The sequence below is a fragment of the Streptococcus oralis subsp. dentisani genome (assembly GCF_002096615.1).
In the GTDB taxonomy this organism is placed as follows: Bacteria; Bacillota; Bacilli; order Lactobacillales; family Streptococcaceae; genus Streptococcus; species Streptococcus oralis_U.
Map to the genome: position 1 here is coordinate 62311 of NZ_NCUX01000030.1, position 22128 is coordinate 84438.

Genomic DNA, 22128 nt, shown 5'->3' on the forward strand with positions numbered 1-22128 from the left:
GGCTTAGAGTGTTCTAAGCTTCTTTTTTCTTACGTTTACTGTGTAGCAATCCTGCAGCAGCACCCCCCATTGCCAGACCAGCTAACAGCAATTCTGCAGAAGCCTGCTCACCTGTAGATGGCAAGCTTCGTTCTGGTTGTTGCGGATATTCTTCAGGAGTTTTGGGCTCTTCTGGAGTATGAGTCACAACCGTATTGGAAGCAACTTCCACACCGTTAACTGTATGATAGTAAGTATTTTCTACTGTTCCTGACTGAATGCGTGTCATTTGTAGATATACTTCTGCTTGAAACTCTGATGTATCTAAAATTGACTTCAAGAAAGCATCATCAAAGCTAATATCTACTTTACCTTTAGCCTTGTCTACCACTTGGCTTGTGAACTTAGTTAATTCATCACCAGCTTTGAATTTTTGGCCATCACTTGTTTCAAAATCTACAGCAGCAAATACCTTGTAAACACTTTGATAATCATCATGTGTTTCATCGTAGTCATCGCTAAATTTATACTCAAATAACTGTTCTGAGCGATCTTTTGGAATCAAGGAACCAACTAATTTATAATTAAATGTTTGATTCAGTTTGACCTCTTTTCCATCCAAGCTTTCTTTGCTTAGATGATCGATTACAACATCTTTCTTCGGTTCAATCTTTGGAACATTATTGACTACTGTTTCAGTTACATAGGCCATCCCAAAATCAATTTGGTAGGCTGTATTCTCATACTTACCACCTGTTTGACCCAACTCCTTCTTAACAGTCATTGGATTAGTAATCGTCAGAACTTCTCCTGTTTGAACGTAAGTCTTGTAGAATTCCTCTGGATTCTCCGCCTCAAATACTTGAATCGCACCTTTCGGAGTGAAATTTCTAGACTTCAAGGCTTCTTGTACACTTGATGGGGCCTTTTCTAGACTTTCATAAAGAGCCATTTTCAAACCTTTAACCACTCGACCTTTTGAATCAGTCACTTGAACACCATCCTGATTAATCGTAACAGCTTCTTCTGGATAATCATCAACGATGTAGAATCCTTTGCCAATACGATCTTTATCCGCTTCAATGCCCTTGTATTGGCTATAATCTGCAGTTACCGTGTAGTAGTTGACTGTTCCTGCCAAGACTTGTTTCCCATCAATGTCGACACCCGCTTTGTTCAGATTCTTCTTGGTTGGTTTAACAGTAGGAACATTATTAACAACTGTATCAGTTTTATATCCGTTACCGAAATCAACTTGATAAGCTGTATTCTCAAATGATTTTCCTGTATTTCGCAGTTCTTCCTTAGTTACCATTGGATCAATAATTGTAACAGATTTTCCTGCTTTGATATATTGCTTAAAATAAGCTTCCGGATCATCCACTAAAAATACTTGGAAAGCTCCCTTAGGCTTAATTTCAGAACTCTCTAGAAAGGCTTTAACCTTATCATTATCAACAGCTTCAATAGAATCGTACTGATACACTGAAATACCAGAAACTTCTTTTCCTTCGCTATCAATATAACGAATATCTGATTTATTAATAGTCACTGCCTCTTCTGGATAATCATCAATCGCACCAAAGCCTTTTAGAATAGCAGATGGATCTGCCTTTATCCCTTTATACTGATCATAATCCAAGGTTATATGGTAGTAATTCGTTGAACCAGCTAGAACTGTCTTTCCATCGATGATAACACCATCCTTGTTATGATTGTGTTTAAGAGGCTTGATTAAGTTGTTATTCGGATTGTCTGGATCATTCGGTTTACCTGGGGTTGTTACCTTAACAATATTTGAATAAGACTCAAACTCATTGTTCAAGTTCAAATGGAAGTTATTCTTATAAGTTGCACCATCATTTGTTACTGTACCATAAACCTTAAGAACTGGAGTTTTATAGGCTTTACTTAAATCAGTATTTACTTTCACTAAACCTTCAGCTTTAAGTGAACCTTTCAACTGATGTTTATCTTTATCATAGGTTACAGTAAAGTCTTGGTTTTGAGCTACAGTTTTTGCTAAATCTAAACGATATCCTTGAGGTAGGTTGTCTGTTAGTTCATAAATTGTAGTTTCTTTTCTGTTTGCTGCAAGAGGTTTAGTTTCCAACTCCCAAACAACTTCTGATAACTTAGGTACTGACGAATTATTTACATTTGTACCTGCAGAGTTCTTAACTAACTTTTCTACAGTAGGTGTAGTTCTCAAGCGAGTGTAAGTAACTTCAACTTCTCTTGGTGTTGTAGACTCACTTGGTTTAAGTGGTGGTTTTGGCTCCTCTAGTTGATTAATGACAGAGCGACCACCCCAGAGTTGGAACGCAAACCCTGATGAAAAGATTTCATCATCAGTATCCTCTGGTTTTCCGTCTGCACGTCTACGATCATTCCAATACTTACGATAAGTAGACGATTGTGCCTCTGTATAGGTACTGAAAGGTTTATCTCCGTATTTTAAGTAAGTCAAATGTTGAACAGAACCATGATCAACACTTACAATAGAACCCTCTGGAATAGAATTGTAATCATCTACATCGGTATAGTAAGGGTCACCTGCCTTATAGAGGTTCAACCCACTTGGATCATCCTGCTTATACACACCATCAGCTTTTACACCCATCCAATAGGTTTTCCCATTAACTGTAGTTTCTCTAACAGACGAACCTGATGGATTGATTACAACACCTGTACTATTATCTCCATAAGTATGTCTAACAGCTTGCCCAAAATCTAAATCAGAGTAAATAGAGATTAAACCTAAGTCGATAGGTTTACCTGTTTTCTCATCATAGTAATGAATATCCCACTCAACGTTAGAGTAATTGTAAGGATTAAAGTTCACAGAAGAAGTATCTGTATCAGCTTTAACTTTATTCCACCAAACATTCAAACGAGTATAAGTTGAAGGATTACCTACAATTTTATGCTCTGGTATAGGATTATTACGAGCCACAAATCTTGCAGAAATGGTTTTACCTGTTTTAGTCTTACCTACATTATGTAAAGTAAAGGTAGAACCTTGTTTGATACCCGTAAATACAGAACCACCATAAGTCCCTTTCGAGTCTGAATGCCCATAGAAGTCTTTATTCTCTAAACGATCATGTTGCAAATCTTTATCCAAAGTAAGAGTTGTGTTTTTATTTGCACTTAAAGCACCATCCACAACTTCCAATTCTGGATTGGCATCGAATACTGCTGTTAACTTAGAATAGTAATCCAATGAGCCACGTTTCGACTCATCAAATTCACCATAGATAGTAACACCGTTTGCGCCACCTTGAACTCTCTGACCTCTTAGCTCAGCTAACTTGCGATTGTACTCAGCTAAGTCTTTATCATACTGATCTTTAGCTTTGTCATAAGAGTCTTGCTTTTCCTTTTTACGAGTTTCTACTTTCTCAGACTCGTCTACAATAGTGGTTGCTTGCTTGTCGTAACTAGACTCAATTTCAGCAGTTTTCTTAGCTAACTCATCAGAATTAGTCACCAAACCACCATCAACTTCAGTTTCTTTCACAATTAAACCTGCTTTTTTTGCAGCAGATACCGCAGACTCTACTTTTTCTCGGTTAACAGTAACTTCAATAGAACCTATTGATTTTTCTGAACTACCTTGGTCTTTTGTAGAATCCACCGTTGGAGAGTCTTGTAAACTTTTTGCATTTGTAGCAGGATTTGGATTTACTCGTTCATCTGCTCTAACTGGACTAGTTATCAAGCCCAAGGCAGCTAGACCAAGAATTACTCCACACGTTCCCCAACGTCTTGTTTTTCGGATTGATCCGAATGCTCTTGTTTCATTATCGAATTTCATGATTTCTCCTTTAACTTTTAATATAGTATTCAATATTATTCGCTTTCGATATAATTTGAAGGATCTCTTGCCCTAAAATGTATAATTTTCATTTCTTTCTCCAATCAAAAAGTCACCAAGAAATCTTGATGACTTTAATTAATTTAGTTTTCCTTAAATTCTCGTTTGATTTTCAACAAACTTAAAAGTGACATAGTTACCATCCCCAAGAACCAAAGACTAGAAGTTTTTTCCCCTGTTTTAGGTAATTCGTATGTTGCAGCAGGTGCTTGATAGACTGGATTTTTCACTTCTGATGCTTGTTTTTCAACTTGTTCTTGCACATACTTCACAATCTTACCATTTTGAAATACTGGAATCGGATGACCTCCAGCTAGTTCAATACTAGCTTTCTGAGCAGCCAATTTTTCTTGACGCTCGATTTCCAGTTGTGCTTCCAGATAATCACGATAAGCCGACAACAACTCTTTATGAGCCTCTAATACCTTTCTTTGTTCTGCTTTTGCAGTTTCTAATTTTGCTAGTGCTAACTCAAGAACGGATTTCTTTCCTTTCAAAACTTCTTGAGCAGCTTCAAGATTAATTTTTGCATTTTCTAAGAGCTGAGGGGCGTTCTTTAAAATTTCCACTCGCTCTTTTGATGCTTTCAAGGCTTCAGTTATTTCTGAAAGTAAGGCTTGACGATTGAGGACAAGTTCTTTAATTCGAGTAAGTTCACCTTGTTTAGTAATCAATGCCTCTTTCTCAGCAGTCAAAGCTTCATTCAGTGATTTCCATTCAGTTTGTTTTTCAGCTAGTTTATCTTTAGCTAACGCAAGTGCTTCACGTTTGTTTTGTACGTCTGCATTCAACTGTTCCAAAGCCTCTTGCGCTTGCTTGTTTTCTAAACCAGCTTTTTCAAGGTTTGCCTCCGCCTTCTTTAACTTAGCTTCTGCTTCAGGAGTTTTTAAAGCAATATTCTGAATATCATTACGATTAGTCACTGCATTTTGCGCAGTAACTTCTGCTTGAGTATATTCTGTCTGTGCTTGTTCTTTTCTAGCTTGTGCATCCTTACGATTCGTTTCCACAGTATCATAAGTATCCTGAGCCTGTGCCACAGAATTTCTAGCTACTTGAATTCTTTCCTGAAGACTAGCTAGATTGTTCTTAGTATCAATTTTAACATTTTGATGGAAACCATTTTTCAGCAAATCAATTGTTTTAGAATCTGTTCCAACATAGTGCATCGCAACCAAACCAAGATCTGTCTTTCGGGTTGCTACACCGATATATTGTAGCGTGACTGACTTACGATCAAGTCCTGCAAAGTTTAAAGCATGGCCCCAATCAGCGTGCTTATCATAAAACAGCATCATAACCATGTTGTTGTAAGCCTGTTGTTTCAGGTCAGCTAATGTTACTACATTATCTGCATTTTGGAAACCTATGTTTTCAGCAAGTAGACCTTGATTACCTTGATTCAAACCAACTTCTTTCGCAACTGTATTCAAAGCATCTAGGTCATGGCCGTACTGATTAGTAGATAGTTGAGTTGCTTTCTGTGCCACTTTCTGCATATCTCGATTCACTAAAACTGGAATATCATCTGTTCCCATCAATCGACGGAAATCATTAATCAAATGGGCATTGAAAATAGCAAGTTCATCTTGAACTTCAGCAGATAAATGATTGACATCAGCAATCACAGTCTTTTTATCTACTTCACTCTGCTTAAATGGAGAGTTTGGATTGCCGTAATAAGTCTCACCACCATCTGGCGAGCTAAATCCAGCAGCAGTCATTCCTTTCTTGGCAATTTCTTGTAACTTATTTGAATTTTCTTCAGTGGGGTTATTGAAGTAAGCCTTTAAAGCTTCTACATAGCCAGCAGGATAAGTGATAGAGGTCGTTGTCAAACTATCCAGGATACTTTGAGCCTTAGATAGATTCTCTTTAGCTACTCGATACTGATTTTCAACGTTAGTAGCGTGAGTGGTTGCTTGATCTAGTTTCTCCGCTTTCACTAATCTAGTTGCTTCTGTAGTCGTTACTTCATCTTCTGCCTGTTTCAGTTCAGAAGCACGTTGGTCATCTGCTTTTTTAGCTAGTTTCAAATCCTCTCGAGCTTGTGATTCAGCTTCTTCGCTCATTTCTAAGTTTCGCTTAGTTGCTTCAGCATTAGCAACAATGCCCGCAACTCCAGTGCCGTCTAAAATAGCTTGTTTTTCAGCTACAATTTGTTCTGCATCTGTAACTTCTTCTGTTTTGTCAGCAAGCTTTCTCGTAGCTTCTGTGACATTTGCTTCCTGATCAGTAACATTATTTTCAGCTAGCTTTTGTTCCTCTTCAGCAGAGGAAAGTTCTTCTTGAGCCTTCTTCTCAGCAACCTCTTTTGCAGAGACATCTTCTTTTGCATCCTGGATATTTTTAGGAGTAGCTTCCTGGACAACTTTCTCCGCTTGAGTGACAGCTTCTGTAGCTTCTTCTACTACTTTCTCTGCATCGTTTACCTCGTTTTGAGCTGTTTTTACAATCTCCTCCTGGGTTTCTACAACTGAGCTTGCCTGTTCCACATTTGCTTTGGAGATAACGATATCGGTTTCTGTAATTGTTTTTTGAGTTGCTGTCTTCTGTTGGCTCCCTGAAATTGGCTCTGCAGGCTTTACTTCTTCTGCGGAAGCCTGAGTCGTTACTCCAACCGCTGCGGTTGCAATTGCGCTAGCCAACATAAATTTCTTAACTTCATTCATCATTTCCATTTGATTTCTCCTTTTTGATATTACTTAAAATAATGCTTATTTGAATAGTCTTTTAGTTCTCGTGAAATTTTATCAGACAATTTATTTGGGATAAAAGTCATATATACTAGAATCCCAGAGGCTAAAAGAATAACTGTAAATATTATCTGTATAGTACTCATTTCTTCACCTTTTCATAACATCACCTATCTGCTTTCAGCAACAAAGATACAGTTCCTTGCTCCCCAAAACAGATAGATGAGGACTCTATCTGTTAAATTTTACCGCTAGGTCGGTGATAACCTTTACCGCTTAGCTGTAAGATAGTTTTATTTCCTTGCTTAATTCGTCTGGCAACTAAAATATCTCCACGTTTAATAGTGCGTATATCTCTATAGATTTTAGAGTATTCTGCAATCATTTCAACGGTTTGAAGTTTTCCTGCCACATATCCTTTTTTAGGAATAAGACCATGCTTACTAGTTAATTTCATTTCTTCACCACTTGCAAGCCGTGCAGTTACATCACCTTGCAAACCTAGTCGTCTTAAGTCAGTGAGTGTAACCTCACTAGTTGATTTTATTTGATTCATATTATCCTCCTTTTTGAATCAAAGGCTGATTTACAGCCATGCCGAGTTGATGCCGTACATCTCTACTGTGTTTTTTACGCACGATTTATAGTTTAGAAATCGCAAACTCTTTCGTCTTACGGGACAAGTCAACCGTGACTTTACATAATGCAGTCAGCACTAGATATACTTTCTAGCTACACACCGCCCCTATTCTTCTTTTTATGCCTAGACTGCGCTAATCGGGACAGTGGGGGTATTCAATTTTCAAAGGTCAAAAGTAGTTTTCTGACTTGCTCAGGTCAAATATTTTAGAAATATGGGGCTATCTTAATTCTAGTTTTCACTCACTAAAGAATCGTAATCTTCTCCACAACACGGACAGAATCCGCATTCCTCAGCAGAATCGAACTCTGTATCACACATTGGACAATCTACTAGCATGGTAATCTCCTATCCTTATTTTGTATGATAAATTATCTTCTTCACCCATCGAGGATTAATAGAAAACGGTGGGGATACTGATGTAAAATTCATACTTGTCCCTGTTTCAAATGAACTAGATACCAATTTTACTAGTTCCTCCAAGTTGAAAGTGATATTAATACTCTCTAGGCTACCATCAAAATACACTACAATCATTTGAATCTCTTGAACTGGTTGGGAAGGTGTAGCCTTCATAGCTTGCCCTCTGTAAATTCTCTCTTGGTTATTAAACAATCCCATAAAGTTACCTCTCTTTCTTTTAGCATGTTTTTGATAAATTTATTTTCAATTGTTTTCCATACATTTTCTAGTGTTACTATTATAAATTGCAAGTAAACCATTATAAACGTATTCAGCAATCACTTCTGATGAACGGGCAAATCGCATATTTTCTAAAGCATATCTATAACGTTCTTCAAATGGCATCATGATATAAGCCGCCATCGTATCTGAGTAATTTTCTTCTAACAGCTGAGAATAAACTAAATCATAGATATAATCCTTATCATACCTGCTAGCTTTATCAACTTTTCTGGAAAGACTGTCTTGTTTATTATTTTGGGAATTTTTAGGGAATCTCTCCTCGTCCTCCTCAGAAATAACTAATTCAGTGTCATTGCTATTAGTCTCACTATATTCAGTATCGTTAGGGGCTAAATCTGACACCAGCCCCGTATAAATCTGACACCCCCCTGGTGTTTTTTTGACACCCCCTTGGTCTAAATCTGACACCCCCCTAGTGTCAGATTTGAAATCACCTGATTTATCAACCATTCTAGCAACTGTGTCATCTTGCAAGAGACCAAGGTAAATTCGATTAGCTAGATTTCCTGATTTACTTGTAGATTGTTGAACCTCATGAATTAATCCATACTCTGTGAGTTGCTTCTTAATTCTTAATAGGGTAGATTTTGAACAGTTAAGGATCTTCATCAAATTAGAGTTAGAATATACCAAATAGATATTTCCATCTTCATCAATCCAATTATTCTTGAAAGAAAGATCTAGTCTATCTTTAAGCATAGCATAAGCGACTTTTGCATCTAACCTCATATCTTCATAAATAGGATTTTCAAACAAAACCTTTGGTAAGGCATAAAAGCGATCAGATGTCTGATAATGACTGGCACTAATAAACTGAATTTGTCTCATCAATTACACCTCTTTCAGTCTAAAGTCACCGTTCACGTTAAATCCTATCAATCCAAAGGCCTCAAGTTCTTCTATACTTGCTATTATTTCTTTTCGTGTTGAACCTGTTTCCTTCATCAAAAACTGGATTATCATCTCTCTTGAAATTCTCTCCTTACTTTTTCGTCTCATAATTTTATCTCCCAAAACACAAAAAAGAGCTAACGGAATTTTCCGTTAACTCAATATTTTCTATTTACCTCAAAACACTAGACACTTACATAGCAGAATTCCTAAAAAAATCGCTAGAAAACCACCTATGTAAGTTAAAAGAAAATAGCTATAAAACACTTTCTTGTCACTGAATAGTCTTTGCAGCTCGTCATTCAAGGTTGAAAAGGTCGTTAACCCACCACAAAAACCTGTCGCTAGGATAGCATAGATTTCCTTAGACTCTACATGATTGTAGAGCAAGCCAATCAAAAAACAGCCTAGAAGATTGGCTATGAGCGTTCCGAGTGGTAATTTTGAAGCTTGATTATAGCGGGAAAAGAAATAACGCACCAGAGCTCCGAACCCGCAGGCGATTGCAAGATAAACGATTACCATTTCTTCCTCCCTAGAACATAAGCCAAGAGCAGACCTCCTCCAATACTCAAAAGCAGATAGATGATTAAGCTAAGATAACGCCCGGTATCAAGCAGTTTCACGGCATCAAGCATTAGACTAGAAAAGGTTGTTAAACCTCCGCAAAAACCCGTCCCCAGTGCTAAAACCAAGCCTTTACTAGTTCCCTTATAGACCAGATAGCCTTTCACCAGATAGACCAAGCAGAAAATGCCCAGATAGTTGACAAGGAGGGTCCCCCAAGGAAAGTCTGGGCTGGCTGGTAACCAAGTGGAAACCAAGTAGCGGACAAGGCCTCCCACTATTGCAGCCAGAAAAATTCCGAGCGGATAGAATTCTTCTTTTTTCATTTGATGTTTTGATCCTGATAATCACGCGAACGTTTGAGTATGTCCGAAAAAGTTGCGACAATAGTCTCTTGATAGCGCTTGTCTTCTACACGATTTTTGACTTTTTCAAAAATAACTTCTTCTCTCTTAGAATCTAAGATTGGCTTACCAGATGCTTTCTTATAAGCGACAACCCCTTCAACTAAGTGCATCCGTTCTTCTAGGAGCTTGACGATTTGGTCGTCGATCTGATCAATTTCTTGCCGAATCATATCTAAATCCATGGCATCTCCTCCTTTATTTGAATTATTGTATCAAAAAGCCACCAAATAGGCTAGTAAAATCCCAAAAAAACTAATAAAAAAACGCACTGACTTCTTCCAGTCAGCGCAATTTAAGTTCTATCCTACTTTTGCAGCCAATTCTTCTGCGAATTGTTCCAAGCGTTCGATGTCTTCATCTTCAGCAGAAAGGTCCACTTTAACACACTCTGAACCTTTTTCTGCTCCTGTCGCTACAAATACACGATCAAAGTCATCGACAGCCTTACAGAATTCGTCGTAGAAGGTATCTCCTGAACCGACCACTCCGTAGATTTTGCCATTCAAGTTGAGGTCTGCTAGGTCTTCGTAGAAGTCCATCATCTCATCTGGCAATTCTCCATCACCGTAAGTATATGTTGCAACGATTGCGATGTCCGCCTCCAAGAAGTCTGAAGCGTCAACAGTCGTACATTCATCCACATCGACATCCAAACCCAAGTCACGCAATTTATCTGCTACAATATCTGCAATTTCTTCGGTATTACCGGTCATACTGGCAAATACAATTTTTGCTAATGCCATATCGTCCTCCTCAATTTATCTTTCTCCATTATATCATATCTTTTTCATTTTAAAAATAAAAATTCTTGTGCTACAATGAAATGAGAAAGAATTGAGGTTATTTATGGAAATTTGCCAGCAAATTTTAGAGAAAATCAAAGAATACGATACCATTATCATTCATCGTCATATGAAACCAGATCCTGATGCCATAGGGAGTCAGGTAGGTTTAAAAGCTCTTCTCACACACCATTTTCCAGAAAAGACCATCAAAGCAGTCGGTTTTAACGAACCAACTCTAACTTGGATGGCGGAAATGGATACTGTCCCAGACAGGGACTACCAAGGAGCTCTTGCTATTATTTGTGATACAGCGAATCGTCCTCGTATCGATGATAAACGCTACGAACAAGCCGCTTTCACCATCAAAATCGATCACCATCCAAATGATGATATCTATGGTGACCTATCTTGGGTGGATACAAGTTCAAGCAGTGCTAGTGAGATGATTGCATTATTTGCTCAAGAAAATCAGCTAGCTTTATCTAGTGAAGCGGCACGACTTCTCTATGCAGGAATTGTCGGGGACACAGGGCGTTTTCTCTACCCGTCAACTAGTGCTCGTACATTTAGAATAGCTGGCCAGCTCCGAGAACTTGATTTTGACTTTGCTGGATTGTCTCGTCAAATGGATACCATGAACTTCAAGATTGCAAAACTGCAAGGGTATGTTTATGATCACTTAGAAGTTGATGAGAATGGAGCCGCACGCGTTCTACTTACTCAAGAAATCCTGGAAAAATATAAGGTTACGGATGCTGAAACAGCGGCGATTGTCGGAGCGCCTGGTCGAATCGATACAGTTAAGGCTTGGGCCATCTTTGTTGAACAAGCTGATGGCCACTTCCGTGTGCGTATGCGCAGTAAAATCACTCCCATCAATGAAATTGCCAAAGAACACGACGGAGGAGGACACCCATTAGCCAGTGGCGCCAATTCCTATAGTCTAGAAGAAAACGAAATCATCTACCAAAAACTAAAAAACTTGTTTAAAAACAAATAAAAGACTTGCCAAACTTATCAGAATCTGATAGACTAGTAAGGTAACAATCTATGGCTCGCAAAGAGACCATGGCAGAAAGGAAATATTGCAAAATGAAAAAAGATATCCATCCAGAATATCGCCCAGTTGTCTTCATGGACACAACTACTGGTTACAAATTCCTTAGCGGTTCAACAAAACGCTCTAACGAAACTGTTGAGTTCGAAGGCGAAACTTACCCATTGATCCGTGTGGAAATTTCATCAGACTCACACCCATTCTACACTGGACGTCAAAAGTTCACTCAAGCAGATGGACGCGTGGATCGTTTCAACAAAAAATACGGTCTCAAATAATCATAAAAAGAACAGTTTCAACTGTTCTTTTTTTTGCTTCTTTTCATGAATCAACCACTACTACTTTCTCTTTGTCGACCTTCACGCTGATACTATGATTGATTTCAAATGAGTTTAAAAATATCGAAAAGAAGCTTGATATTGAGAATGGTTAAGATGATTGAAACTGCGTAACCTAGGATCGTGTTCCACTTGGCATTGGTAAATTCTCCCATCAGTGACTTCTTAGAGGTCAGATAAATCAAGGGGAAGATTGAAAACGGAAGAGCGATAGAAAGAAAGACCTGTGAATAGACCAATAACTGATCCAAGGTTTTTTCTTGATGCCCAAACAAAACGGCGACAATAATCACAGGTAGCAAGGCAAAAATACGTGTACCGATACGGATAATCCACTGAGGCAATTTCAGATGCAAGAAACCTTCCATAACGATCTGTCCTGTCAAGGTACCTGTAATAGTAGAATTTTGTCCGCTTGCTAAGAGGGCCAGAGCAAATAAAGTTGACAGAGTTGAGCTGGCTATCGCTCCTGCTATTGTCGAATCCTGTAAAGCATTGTACATTTGAGAGAAAGCTGAAATTTCAGACGCATGACCAAAAAAGAGAGAGGCCCCTAAAATGAGAAGTAAGGAATTGACAATAAAAGCTAGGGACAACTGTAGATTTGAATCCCAGGTCATAAAACGCACAGCTTTTCGAACGTCCTTCTTATCTTTGTGGTTGATTTTCCTTGTTTGGGATAGAGAAGAATGGAGATAGAGATTATGGGGCATGACTGTCGCTCCTACAATCCCTAGAGCCAAGGTCAATTGACTTTCATGACCTGGCAATGGTGTTTCAAATAGTGTTGAAGTCGGTAAATAACCACCAATAATCCCCTGAATACTTGGACTGGATAAGACCACAAGATAGGTAAAGATGGCCAATATGGTTAAAATAAGAGTCGTAACAATGGCCTCAATTTTTTTGAAACCAAATTTCATCAATAAAAGTAATAAAAATACATCTAAAACGGTTAAGAGAATAGCAACCATAATCGGTATTTTAAATAAAAGATTTAAGGCAATCGCTGACCCTAGAACCTCAGCTAAGTCTGTCGCCATTAAAGCTAATTCTAAAATCACCCACAGACTATAGCGAAGCCACTTGGGAGCATGATGAGCTGTTGCCTGTGCTAGGTCCATCTTAGTTACGATACCGAGCTTTCCAGCCATCTGTTGTAACTGCATAGCAATGATGGAGGAAATCAAAATAACAAATAAGAGACTATACTTGTAGGAAGCACCACCAACCACGCTGGTAATCCAGTTTCCAGGATCCATGTAGCCAACTGCTACAAGAGCTCCAGGTCCTAAAAAAGCTTTTAGATTTTGCCAAAAATGATTGTTATTCGGAGTTTCAATAGATTGGTTGATCTCAGAAAGAGAGACTTTTTTGTAATAAGACATCGGAATTTTACACTTTCTAATCTGTCTTTACCTATTTTCTTAATGGAATTTTTGAAAATATCATGAAAATAGTTTCCTATTTCCAATTCTTCCTTATTATATCACAATTTAGAATGATTCTTAAGGAAAGAATGATAGTTCAAATAAGCAATATCTGTATTGCAAAAGCCAGCGTTTTCTGACGCTGGCTTTAAAACTGTGAAAATTCTTTCTCAACTAGATTGCTTCTGTGACAAAGCTACGGCTTTCCAGCACCTTGAGCATGGCATTAGCTGTATCTAGGGCTGTAAAGAGGGGCACACCGTGTTCAATGGCTGAACGGCGAATTTGCTCACCATCTTCGTCAGCAGTTCGTTTGGTTCCGACAGTATTGATAATCGCTTGGATTTTCCCTTTGCGAACAAAGCTTGGGATATCCTGTTCATCGTCACCAATCTTACCAACAGGTTGGGCTTGAAGTCCATGACTGGCAAAGAAGGTTGCTGTCCCTTCTGTCGCGAGGATACCGTAGCCGATATTTTGGAAACGACGAGCCAAATCCAAGGCTTCATCTTTGGCATCATCAGCGATGGTGAATACAACATTACCAAAGGTTGGTAAGTGTAGGTAAGAAGCTTCAAAGGCCTTATAGAGAGCTTTTTCCAAAGTCGTATCAGAACCCATAACTTCACCTGTTGACTTCATTTCAGGACCGAGCAAGCTATCTACCTTAGCTAACTTGGTGAAGGAGAAGACTGGAGCCTTGATGTGAACGCGAGTGCTTTCAGGGTAAAGGCCATCTTGGTAACCAAGTTCTCCAAGGTTTTGACCAAGAATCAACTTAGTCGCTACCTGAGCCATAGGGATATTGGTTACTTTTGAAAGGAATGGAACCGTACGGCTGGCACGTGGGTTCACCTCAATAACATAGACTTTTTCATCCTTGATGACAAACTGGATGTTCATCATGCCAAGACAGTTAAGACCAATTGCTAGGCGTTTGGTGTAGTCTGCGATGGTTTCCTGAACCTTTTGCGACAAGGTTTGTGGTGGGTAAACGGCCATTGAGTCACCTGAATGGACACCAGCACGTTCGATATGTTCCATGATACCAGGGATAAGGACATTTTCTCCGTCTGAAATGGCATCAACTTCACACTCTTGCCCAATGATGTAAGAGTCAACAAGAACTGGGTGGTCTGGACTAGCCTTAACAGCGGTACGCATGTAAGAACGGAGGTCCTCTTCGTTTTCAACGATTTCCATGGCACGTCCACCCAAGACATAAGATGGGCGAACAAGGACTGGGAAACCAATCTTGCGAGCTGCAAGCACTGCTTCTTCTTCATTGGTAGCCGTTTGACCTGGTGGCTGTGGAATATCCAAGTCTTTAAGGGCTTGCTCGAAGAGGTCACGGTCTTCTGCACGGTCTAGGTCAGCGACTTGCGTACCAAGGATGGTCACACCTGCTTTTGCCAATGGCTCCGCAAGGTTGATAGCTGTTTGACCACCAAACTGAACAATAACACCTTTTGGTTGCTCCAAGTCGATAACATTCATAACATCTTCGAAAGTCAACGGTTCAAAGTAGAGCTTGTCAGATACCGAGAAGTCTGTAGAAACGGTCTCTGGGTTTGAGTTCATGATGATGGCTTCATAGCCAGCAGCCTGAATAGCCTTAACAGAGTGAACGGTTGCGTAGTCAAACTCAACTCCTTGTCCGATACGGATTGGACCTGAACCTAGGACAAGTACAGATTCCTTATCAGATTTGATAGATTCATTTTCCCAACCATATGTTGAGTAAAAGTATGGTGTTTCTGATTCAAATTCTGCGGCACAAGTATCTACCATCTTATAAACTGGAACAATCTTGTTTTCTAAACGAAGTTGACGAACTTGATCAGCTGTCGTTTCCCAGAGTTCAGCAATCTTACGGTCTGAGAAGCCATTTAGTTTAGCTATTTTCAAAACCTCTAGATCTTGTGGACGAGCACCTAATTCTTGCTCGATTTCAAAGATATGCAAGAGTTTATCAAGATAAAAGATATCAATCTTGGTCAATTCAGCAATTTCTTCTGGTGTATAACCACGGCGAATGGCTTCTGATACGTAGAAGAGGCGATCATCTTGGGCTTTGACAACCTTTTCAATCAAGGCATCATCTGCAACATCTGTAAGTTCCGGCATTTCGTTGTGGTGCACCCCAATTTCGAGTGAGCGACAGGCTTTAAGAAGAGATTCCTCGATGTTACGACCGATAGCCATGACTTCTCCAGTAGCCTTCATCTGGGTACCGAGACGACGTTCCCCTTTTTCAAACTTGTCAAATGGGAAACGTGGAATCTTAGCAACCACATAGTCAAGGGCTGGTTCAAACATGGCATAGGTTGAACCTGTAACTGGGTTGATAACCTCATCTAGAGTCAATCCTACTGCAATCTTAGCAGCCAACTTAGCAATCGGATAACCTGTTGCCTTAGATGCAAGGGCAGAAGAACGCGATACACGAGGGTTTACTTCGATAACATAGTACTTGAAGCTGTGGGGATCAAGTGCTAGCTGGACATTACATCCACCTTCAATCTTGAGGGCGCGAATGATGCTCAAGCTGGCATCACGAAGCATTTGATTTTCATAGTCTGACATGGTTTGCGCAGGGGCGAATACGATGGAATCCCCTGTGTGAATCCCAACTGGGTCAAAGTTTTCCATGTTACAAACAACCAAAGCATTATCAGCTGAGTCGCGCATGACTTCGTATTCGATTTCCTTGAAACCTGCAATGGAACGCTCAATCAAACATTGGGTAACAGGTGACAACTTCAAACCATTTTCAGCGATTTCACGCAATTCTTCCTCGTTGGCACACATACCACCACCAGTACCACCTAGGGTAAAGGCTGGACGGACGATGACTGGGTAACCAATTGTCGCTGCAAAGGCAACAGCTTCTTCAACTGTGTTGACAATTTCAGATTCAGGAATTGGTTGCTCAAGTTCTTCCATCAATTGTTTAAAGAGGTCACGGTCCTCTGCTTGGTCAATGGCAGATAGTTTAGTCCCGAGAAGTTCAACACCAAGTTCATCTAAAATTCCGTTTTTAGACAATTCCATGGCCATATTGAGCCCTGTTTGCCCACCAAGAGTTGGAAGCAGAGCATCAGGACGTTCCTTACGGAGAATACGTGTCACAAACTCGAGTGTAATCGGTTCGATGTAGACCTTGTCCGCAATCTCCTTATCCGTCATGATAGTTGCAGGGTTTGAGTTCACCAAGACAACTTCATAACCTTCCTCTTTCAACGACAAGCAGGCCTGAGTCCCAGCATAGTCAAACTCAGCAGCTTGACCAATAATAATCGGACCAGAACCAATCACCATAATTTTTTGAATATCAGTACGTTTAGGCATAGTTTATGATACAAAGCCTGTCAAGAACAAAGTGAAAATAGGAAACTCGGTGCAGACGCCTTCAGCGTCAAGACGATGTTTATCTTTTTCACACAGTTCTTAGGGCGTGTTCACTTCCGCGAACAATGTATCTTCTCCTTTCTATTCGGCAACTCTCGGGTTGCCATTAAATAAATTCTCCGACGATTTTTTAGAGAAACGATATTTTTCGATAAAAAATCTAGTGCAGGGAGTTTTTAGTTCGCCTGATAGCGACTAAAAGAAACGACCTGCCTTTCTATTCGGCAACTCTCGGGTTGCCATTAAATAAATTCTCCGACGATTTTTTAGCGAAACGATATTTTTCGATAAAAAATCTAGTGCAGGGAGTTTTTAGTTCGCCTAATAGCGACTAAAAGAAACGACCTGCCTTTCTATTCGGCAACTCTCAGGTTGCCATTAAATAAATTCTCCGATGATTTTTCAATAATAAATCGAGTGTAAAAATTTTCAGCATCTCATTGCTCAACTAAAAGAAAGGACTTGCCTTTTTATTCGACAAGCCTCTGACAGAGTTTCCTATATCAGCGATTAGCAGATTTAAACGACTCCATCATTTCGATAAATTCATCAAAGAGATAGCTTGCATCGTGCGGTCCTGGAGCTGCATCTGGGTGGAATTGCACAGAGAAACCTGGTTGGTATCTGTGACGCACACCCTCAACTGACTTGTCATTGATTTCTTCGTGGGTAATAATCAAATGCTCTGGCAAATCCTCACGGCTAACCGCATAACCATGGTTCTGGCTAGTAAAGTCTACTCGGCCTGTTGCAATTTCACGCACCGCGTGGTTAAATCCACGGTGACCAAACTTCATCTTGTAGGTCTTGGCACCATTTGCCATAGCAAAAAGTTGATGTCCCATACAGATACCAAAGATTGGAATTTTCCCTTGCACACCACGAATCATATCAAGTGCCTGAGGAACATCTTCTGGATTTCCTGGACCGTTTGACAACATGACCCCGTCAGGATGGAGATGGAGAATCTCTTCTGCTGTTGTTGTGTATGGAACAACGGTCACGTTACAGTTACGCTTAGATAGTTCGCGTAAGATGGAGTGTTTGAGACCAAAGTCTACCAATACGACACTCAATCCAACTCCAGGAGCAGGATAAGCTGTCTTAGTAGAGACTTGCTTGATATTATCTGTCGGTAGAACTGTCGCTTGGAGCTGGTCTATGATATGGTCCATCGTATCACCAACATGCGTAAGGGTTGCACGCATGGTACCATGCTTACGGATAATTTTTGTCAAAGCCCGGGTATCAATTCCTGAGATACCTGGGATTTTCTTCGCTTTCAAGAATTCATCCAAGGTCATTTGATTGCGCCAGTTGCTGGCTCTACGCGCTTCTTCAAAAACTACTACTCCCTTACAGGTAGGATTGATAGATTCGTAGTCGTCACGGTTAATTCCATAATTTCCCACCAAAGGGTAGGTAAAGGTTAAGATTTGTCCATTGTAAGACTGGTCTGTTATAGACTCTTGGTAACCAGTCATCCCTGTATTAAAGACGATTTCCCCCGTTACGTCAATATCTGCTCCGAAGGCCTTGCCTTCAAATACTGTACCATCTTCTAATACTAGAAGTCGTTTTTTCATCTACTCACCTCTCGTTGATGCTCTCAGACATCTTTTAACGCTTTGTGCCTTATTTTGCTTTTCTATAGGCCAGCACAGATTCTAAAATTGCCATTCTGACAAAGACACCGTTGGTCATTTGCTGAACAATACGTGATTTCGGTGCTTCTACCAAGTGATCAGCGATTTCCACATCACGATTGACTGGAGCTGGGTGCATAAGGATTGCTTTTTCTTTCAAGCGGTCATAGCGTTCTTGTGTCAAACCATGCTGGTTATGATAGTCTTCTTTTGAAAATCCTGTCACAATTTCATGACGTTCATGCTGCACACGAAGAAACATCATAACATCTACTTGATCAATCACCTCATCAATTGATACAAAGCGACCGTAATGTTCAAACTCCTCACTTCTCCATTCCTCAGGACCTGCAAAGTAAAGCTCCGCTCCCAAGCGTTTAAGGATTTGCATATTAGACTTAGCTACCCGTGAGTGGTTGAGGTCGCCAGCGATAGCCACCTTAAGACCTTCAAAATGTCCAAATTCTTCATAAATTGTCATCAAATCAAGCAAACTTTGGCTAGGGTGTTGCCCTGAACCGTCCCCACCATTGATAATCGAAGTTGTGATGGTCGGGCTAGCAATCAATTCTCTGTAGTAGTCCACCTCTGGGTGACGAATGACACAGGCATCCACTCCTAGTGCAGAAAGCGTCAAGATCGTGTCATAGAGTGTTTCACCCTTATTCACTGAACTGGTCTTCACATCGAAATCCAAAAGATCAAGTCCAAGTTTCAGTTCTGCTACCTCAAAGGATTTGTGGGTACGAGTTGAACTTTCAAAGAAAAGGTTGGAAACGATATGCTGTTCCTCATAAGAAGCACTCGCTCCGTTTTTAAATTCGATTCCTCGTTTGATCAATTTCATTACTTGTTCTACAGTAAGGTCTTCCATAGAAACGACATGTTGCAAAGCTTGTTGATTTTCTGACATTTTTTTTACTCCTTTTAGTGTTTTAGGCTTGTTCTGTGATTAGTACTCTGTCTTGTCCATCTAGTTCTGTCATCTCTACGATAATTTCTTCAGAACGACTGGTTGGGATGTTTTTTCCAACATAGTCCGGACGGATTGGAAGTTCTCTATGACCACGATCAACCAAGACTGCCAAACTCACACGAGCAGGGCGACCATGGCTAACAATATTGTCAATAGCAGCTCGGATAGTCCGACCAGTGTAGAGTACATCGTCCACCAAGATGACTTCCCGATCTGTCACATCAACAGAGATTACAGAGGTATCTTCTCCACTTTTGACATCGTCACGGAAAGGTTTAGTATCTAGTTCTACCACTGGAACAGCGATATTTTCTAACTGTTCCAAGCGTTCTTGGATACGACGAGCGATAAAAACACCTCGCGTTTTAATACCAGCCAAAACGATTTTATTCAAATCTTTGTTTCGCTCAATAATCTCGTAGGTAATCCGAGTAATCGCTCGTTTGACGGTCAATTCGTCTACAACTTCTTTTGTCCTCATGACAAACCTCCAAAAAGAAAAGTCTCCTTAACAAGGAGACTTCAGAATGTATAGCCAAGCCAGCCCTACTGTAAAGAGTATAGACTTCTGCTATCTATTGATCCGACTCCTTGCCTGCCTCACGGGACAGGTTTAAAGGAATATTTTATTGTTACTACTATATCACAAAGAATGGATCAATGCAAGAAAAAAAAATAAAATTTTTATCTTATAACGAACTAAAATCATATAATTGGGGATAGTGATCGCATTCTGGGTTCTTTGGATGACAGATGGCCCGTCCAAAGTAAATCATGGCTTGATGGGCTGCCAACCATTTCTCTGGTGGCAGAATATCCATGACACGTTTTTCTACTTCGAGAGGTGTGGCCGATTTTTTAACAATATCATGGTGCTTGCAGATACGTTCAACATGGGTATCCACTGCAAAGGCTGGAATTCCAAAGCCCACACTCATAACTACATTGGCTGTTTTACGTCCAACACCTGCTAGACTTTCTAATTCCTCGCGAGTCTGAGGGACTTTACCATCAAAATCATCTAGTAGCTGTTGGGCACATTTTTTTAGAAACTTGGCCTTATTTCGATAAAGTCCTAGGCGGGAAATGTGTGAGGCAATTTCACTTTCAGTCGCGACAGACATGGCTTGAGGCGTTGGAAAAGCTGCAAAGAGGGCTGGCGTAGCCTTGTTGACTGCAGCATCTGTTGTCTGAGCTGACAACATCACCGCAACCAGTAGTTCAAAATGATTGGTAAAATCAAGGCTGGGTTTGGCGTCTGGGAAGAGGGCAATTATTTCCTCAATGACATGACGGGCACGTTTCTTGGATAAAACCATCTACTCGTCTCCATCAAACAGTCCTTGCAAGCCAGCAAATGGACTGTTTTCTTCTTTCTTGACTGCTTGTTGAGCTTGATATTCGTCTTCAGTCATGATTTGCCAGTCATTTCCTGACACAAAACCTTGGCCCGCCTCTTCTTCTGCCGTCAAGACCTTGATTGGGATATTGAGCAAGATATTATCTGCTACGCTCTCAGCAAGGTCGATTTCCCCATTTTCGATAGGCAAGACCAAGTCATCATCTAGAACTTCTTGATCCAGTTGATTGGTTGCTCCTTCCATGAAGACCTCTGTTACTGGATAAGACTCTGCCAACTCAACTGGCTCCATACTGCGGCTGGAAGCAAGAACAATGGTATAAGATAGCTGATAGTCTAAGAAATACAGACGATCTTCGTACTGGACCTTTCCCACTGCTAGGATATCTTTGACATCTAAAATTTCTTGATTACGTTTACGCAAGTCTGCGACAAGGTCTAAAGTTTGTTCAAAGTGTAGGCCTTCAGGCTGCTTACGAATTTCTTGAATGTTTAACTTCATATTTCCTCCATAAAGATGTACTCACTTGATTATACCATGAAAAGGCTATAAGTCAGCTTTCCAAACTTTGATATTAAAATCTCATTTTTAACATATTTACTATGACAAACTTTCCTATTAGTGCTATACTATAGGCAAGAATACATCAGAGCAAGGAGGATGCTCATATAGAAGACAAATCACTCATCACTGAAGCTTATAGACTCCTTTCCGAGTTAAATAAAAGCTACCAAAGCTGTAAACAAGGAACAGCTGATGATCTTCGACTGCAAGAGCTGCTGAACACCACTCTTAAGGAACTAAAAAAAGCAGAAAAGCTGGACAACAGTATCTTAATCAATCTTGAGAAATTTTACCAACGTACCAGTCTTCTGATTGGACTAGGGAGCCTAAAACTAAATGATCAAGCTCGTGCTGCTTGGCGCAACTATGACAAGTTCCACTACGAACATGTCAAACACGTGCTAACTCTCTATGGGCCTGTTTTCGGATTTTAGAGCTTGAAATTACTTGTTTTCTGTTGACAAAATTTCCTGAAAGGTATAGGATAGAGGTACTAATACTCGGAGGTAAGGGAGACATGAACAACTAATCTATCAAATAAAGAACTTTATTTAGTAGATCTTGTTTTTGTCTCTTTTTGTGTGCTCTTTTTATACTAGGTTTTCTAGTATCTTGTCCTCATTGAAAATCGAAAAACTAGAAAGCTATGCTTCTCTTGGGTTGGGTTAGGAAGCTCCAAGCTAGTTTGACGAGTTTTTCAACGAGGATAATAGAGTTTTGACAGTGACTTTGGGCTCTACTAGATAAAGTAGAGCTTTTTGTTATGCACTATTGACATTCTAGAAAGGGCAACAA

At 39.9% G+C, this 22128-nt stretch carries 20 protein-coding genes; 3 read left to right on the forward strand and 17 right to left on the reverse strand.

Features of this window, described 5'->3' with window-relative positions:
- Positions 1 to 13: 13 nt before the first annotated feature.
- The 10 genes from B7708_RS03825 to B7708_RS03865 form a co-directional block, all read right to left on the reverse strand.
- Positions 14 to 3799 carry an SspB-related isopeptide-forming adhesin gene (locus B7708_RS03825; RefSeq protein WP_084973876.1) on the reverse strand — a complete coding sequence of 1262 codons (3786 nt, stop codon included), beginning with the start codon at positions 3797 to 3799 and terminating at the stop codon, positions 14 to 16.
- A 143-nt stretch (positions 3800 to 3942) separates the two neighbouring features.
- A complete protein-coding gene (locus tag B7708_RS03830) occupies positions 3943 to 6540 on the reverse strand; it encodes an SEC10/PgrA surface exclusion domain-containing protein (RefSeq protein WP_084973878.1) in 2598 nt (865 codons plus the stop codon).
- 253 nt (positions 6541 to 6793) lie between these two features.
- A complete protein-coding gene (locus B7708_RS03835) occupies positions 6794 to 7111 on the reverse strand; it encodes a hypothetical protein (protein WP_084973880.1) in 318 nt (105 codons plus the stop codon).
- A gap of 438 nt (positions 7112 to 7549) precedes the next feature.
- Positions 7550 to 7816, reverse strand: coding sequence for a thiopurine S-methyltransferase (locus B7708_RS10040; RefSeq protein WP_084973882.1), 267 nt, complete (start codon positions 7814 to 7816; stop codon positions 7550 to 7552).
- A 45-nt stretch (positions 7817 to 7861) separates the two neighbouring features.
- Positions 7862 to 8728, reverse strand: a complete 867-nt coding sequence (locus B7708_RS03845) for a replication initiator protein A (protein WP_084973884.1) — start codon at positions 8726 to 8728, stop codon at positions 7862 to 7864.
- Between the two features lie 3 nt (positions 8729 to 8731).
- Complete coding sequence (locus B7708_RS09930; protein ID WP_002892762.1) at positions 8732 to 8899, reverse strand: hypothetical protein; 168 nt, start codon at positions 8897 to 8899, stop codon at positions 8732 to 8734.
- 69 nt (positions 8900 to 8968) lie between these two features.
- Positions 8969 to 9316, reverse strand: coding sequence for a fluoride efflux transporter CrcB (gene crcB, locus B7708_RS03850; RefSeq protein ID WP_084973886.1), 348 nt, complete (start codon positions 9314 to 9316; stop codon positions 8969 to 8971).
- A complete protein-coding gene (gene crcB, locus B7708_RS03855) occupies positions 9310 to 9684 on the reverse strand; it encodes a fluoride efflux transporter CrcB (protein WP_084973888.1) in 375 nt (124 codons plus the stop codon). Before crcB (B7708_RS03855) ends, crcB (B7708_RS03850) begins: the two co-directional genes overlap by 7 nt.
- Positions 9681 to 9947, reverse strand: coding sequence for a chorismate mutase (locus B7708_RS03860; RefSeq protein WP_084973890.1), 267 nt, complete (start codon positions 9945 to 9947; stop codon positions 9681 to 9683). The genes crcB (B7708_RS03855) and B7708_RS03860 overlap by 4 nt, the downstream gene beginning before the upstream one ends.
- 117 nt (positions 9948 to 10064) lie before the next feature.
- Positions 10065 to 10508, reverse strand: coding sequence for a flavodoxin (locus tag B7708_RS03865; protein WP_001162124.1), 444 nt, complete (start codon positions 10506 to 10508; stop codon positions 10065 to 10067).
- Between the two features lie 103 nt (positions 10509 to 10611).
- On the opposite strand from B7708_RS03865, the gene B7708_RS03870 reads away from it, so the two are divergent.
- Positions 10612 to 11550, forward strand: a complete 939-nt coding sequence (locus B7708_RS03870) for a DHH family phosphoesterase (protein WP_084973891.1) — start codon at positions 10612 to 10614, stop codon at positions 11548 to 11550.
- Between the two features lie 92 nt (positions 11551 to 11642).
- Positions 11643 to 11885 carry a type B 50S ribosomal protein L31 gene (locus B7708_RS03875; RefSeq protein WP_000710762.1) on the forward strand — a complete coding sequence of 81 codons (243 nt, stop codon included), beginning with the start codon at positions 11643 to 11645 and terminating at the stop codon, positions 11883 to 11885.
- A 104-nt stretch (positions 11886 to 11989) separates the two neighbouring features.
- Here B7708_RS03875 and B7708_RS03880 read toward each other — a convergent pair whose 3' ends face one another.
- The 7 genes from B7708_RS03880 to B7708_RS03910 all read right to left on the reverse strand — a co-directional run bounded on the left by B7708_RS03880 (position 11990) and on the right by B7708_RS03910 (position 21270).
- Entirely contained in the window at positions 11990 to 13333 is a 1344-nt protein-coding gene (locus tag B7708_RS03880) for an Nramp family divalent metal transporter (protein ID WP_084973893.1), read from the reverse strand.
- Between the two features lie 216 nt (positions 13334 to 13549).
- Positions 13550 to 16726: a carbamoyl-phosphate synthase large subunit gene (gene carB, locus B7708_RS03885; RefSeq protein WP_084973895.1), complete on the reverse strand. Its 3177-nt coding sequence runs from the start codon at positions 16724 to 16726 to the stop codon at positions 13550 to 13552.
- Positions 16727 to 17289: 563 nt separating this feature from the next.
- Positions 17290 to 18372 carry a carbamoyl phosphate synthase small subunit gene (locus B7708_RS03890; RefSeq protein ID WP_061416555.1) on the reverse strand — a complete coding sequence of 361 codons (1083 nt, stop codon included), beginning with the start codon at positions 18370 to 18372 and terminating at the stop codon, positions 17290 to 17292.
- A 49-nt stretch (positions 18373 to 18421) separates the two neighbouring features.
- On the reverse strand, positions 18422 to 19345 hold the full coding sequence (locus B7708_RS03895; protein WP_001293859.1) for an aspartate carbamoyltransferase catalytic subunit: 924 nt from the start codon (positions 19343 to 19345) through the stop codon (positions 18422 to 18424).
- A 22-nt stretch (positions 19346 to 19367) separates the two neighbouring features.
- On the reverse strand, positions 19368 to 19889 hold the full coding sequence (gene pyrR / locus B7708_RS03900) for a bifunctional pyr operon transcriptional regulator/uracil phosphoribosyltransferase PyrR (protein WP_061416553.1): 522 nt from the start codon (positions 19887 to 19889) through the stop codon (positions 19368 to 19370).
- A 208-nt stretch (positions 19890 to 20097) separates the two neighbouring features.
- A complete protein-coding gene (gene nth, locus B7708_RS03905; protein ID WP_084973897.1) occupies positions 20098 to 20727 on the reverse strand; it encodes an endonuclease III in 630 nt (209 codons plus the stop codon).
- The gene (locus B7708_RS03910; protein WP_084973899.1) at positions 20728 to 21270 is read right to left on the reverse strand and encodes a YceD family protein; all 543 of its coding nucleotides are present in this window, start codon (positions 21268 to 21270) and stop codon (positions 20728 to 20730) included.
- 167 nt (positions 21271 to 21437) lie between these two features.
- On the opposite strand from B7708_RS03910, the gene B7708_RS09935 reads away from it, so the two are divergent.
- On the forward strand, positions 21438 to 21767 hold the full coding sequence (locus B7708_RS09935) for a helicase BlpT (protein ID WP_084974006.1): 330 nt from the start codon (positions 21438 to 21440) through the stop codon (positions 21765 to 21767).
- The last annotated feature ends 361 nt before the right edge of the window (positions 21768 to 22128 follow it).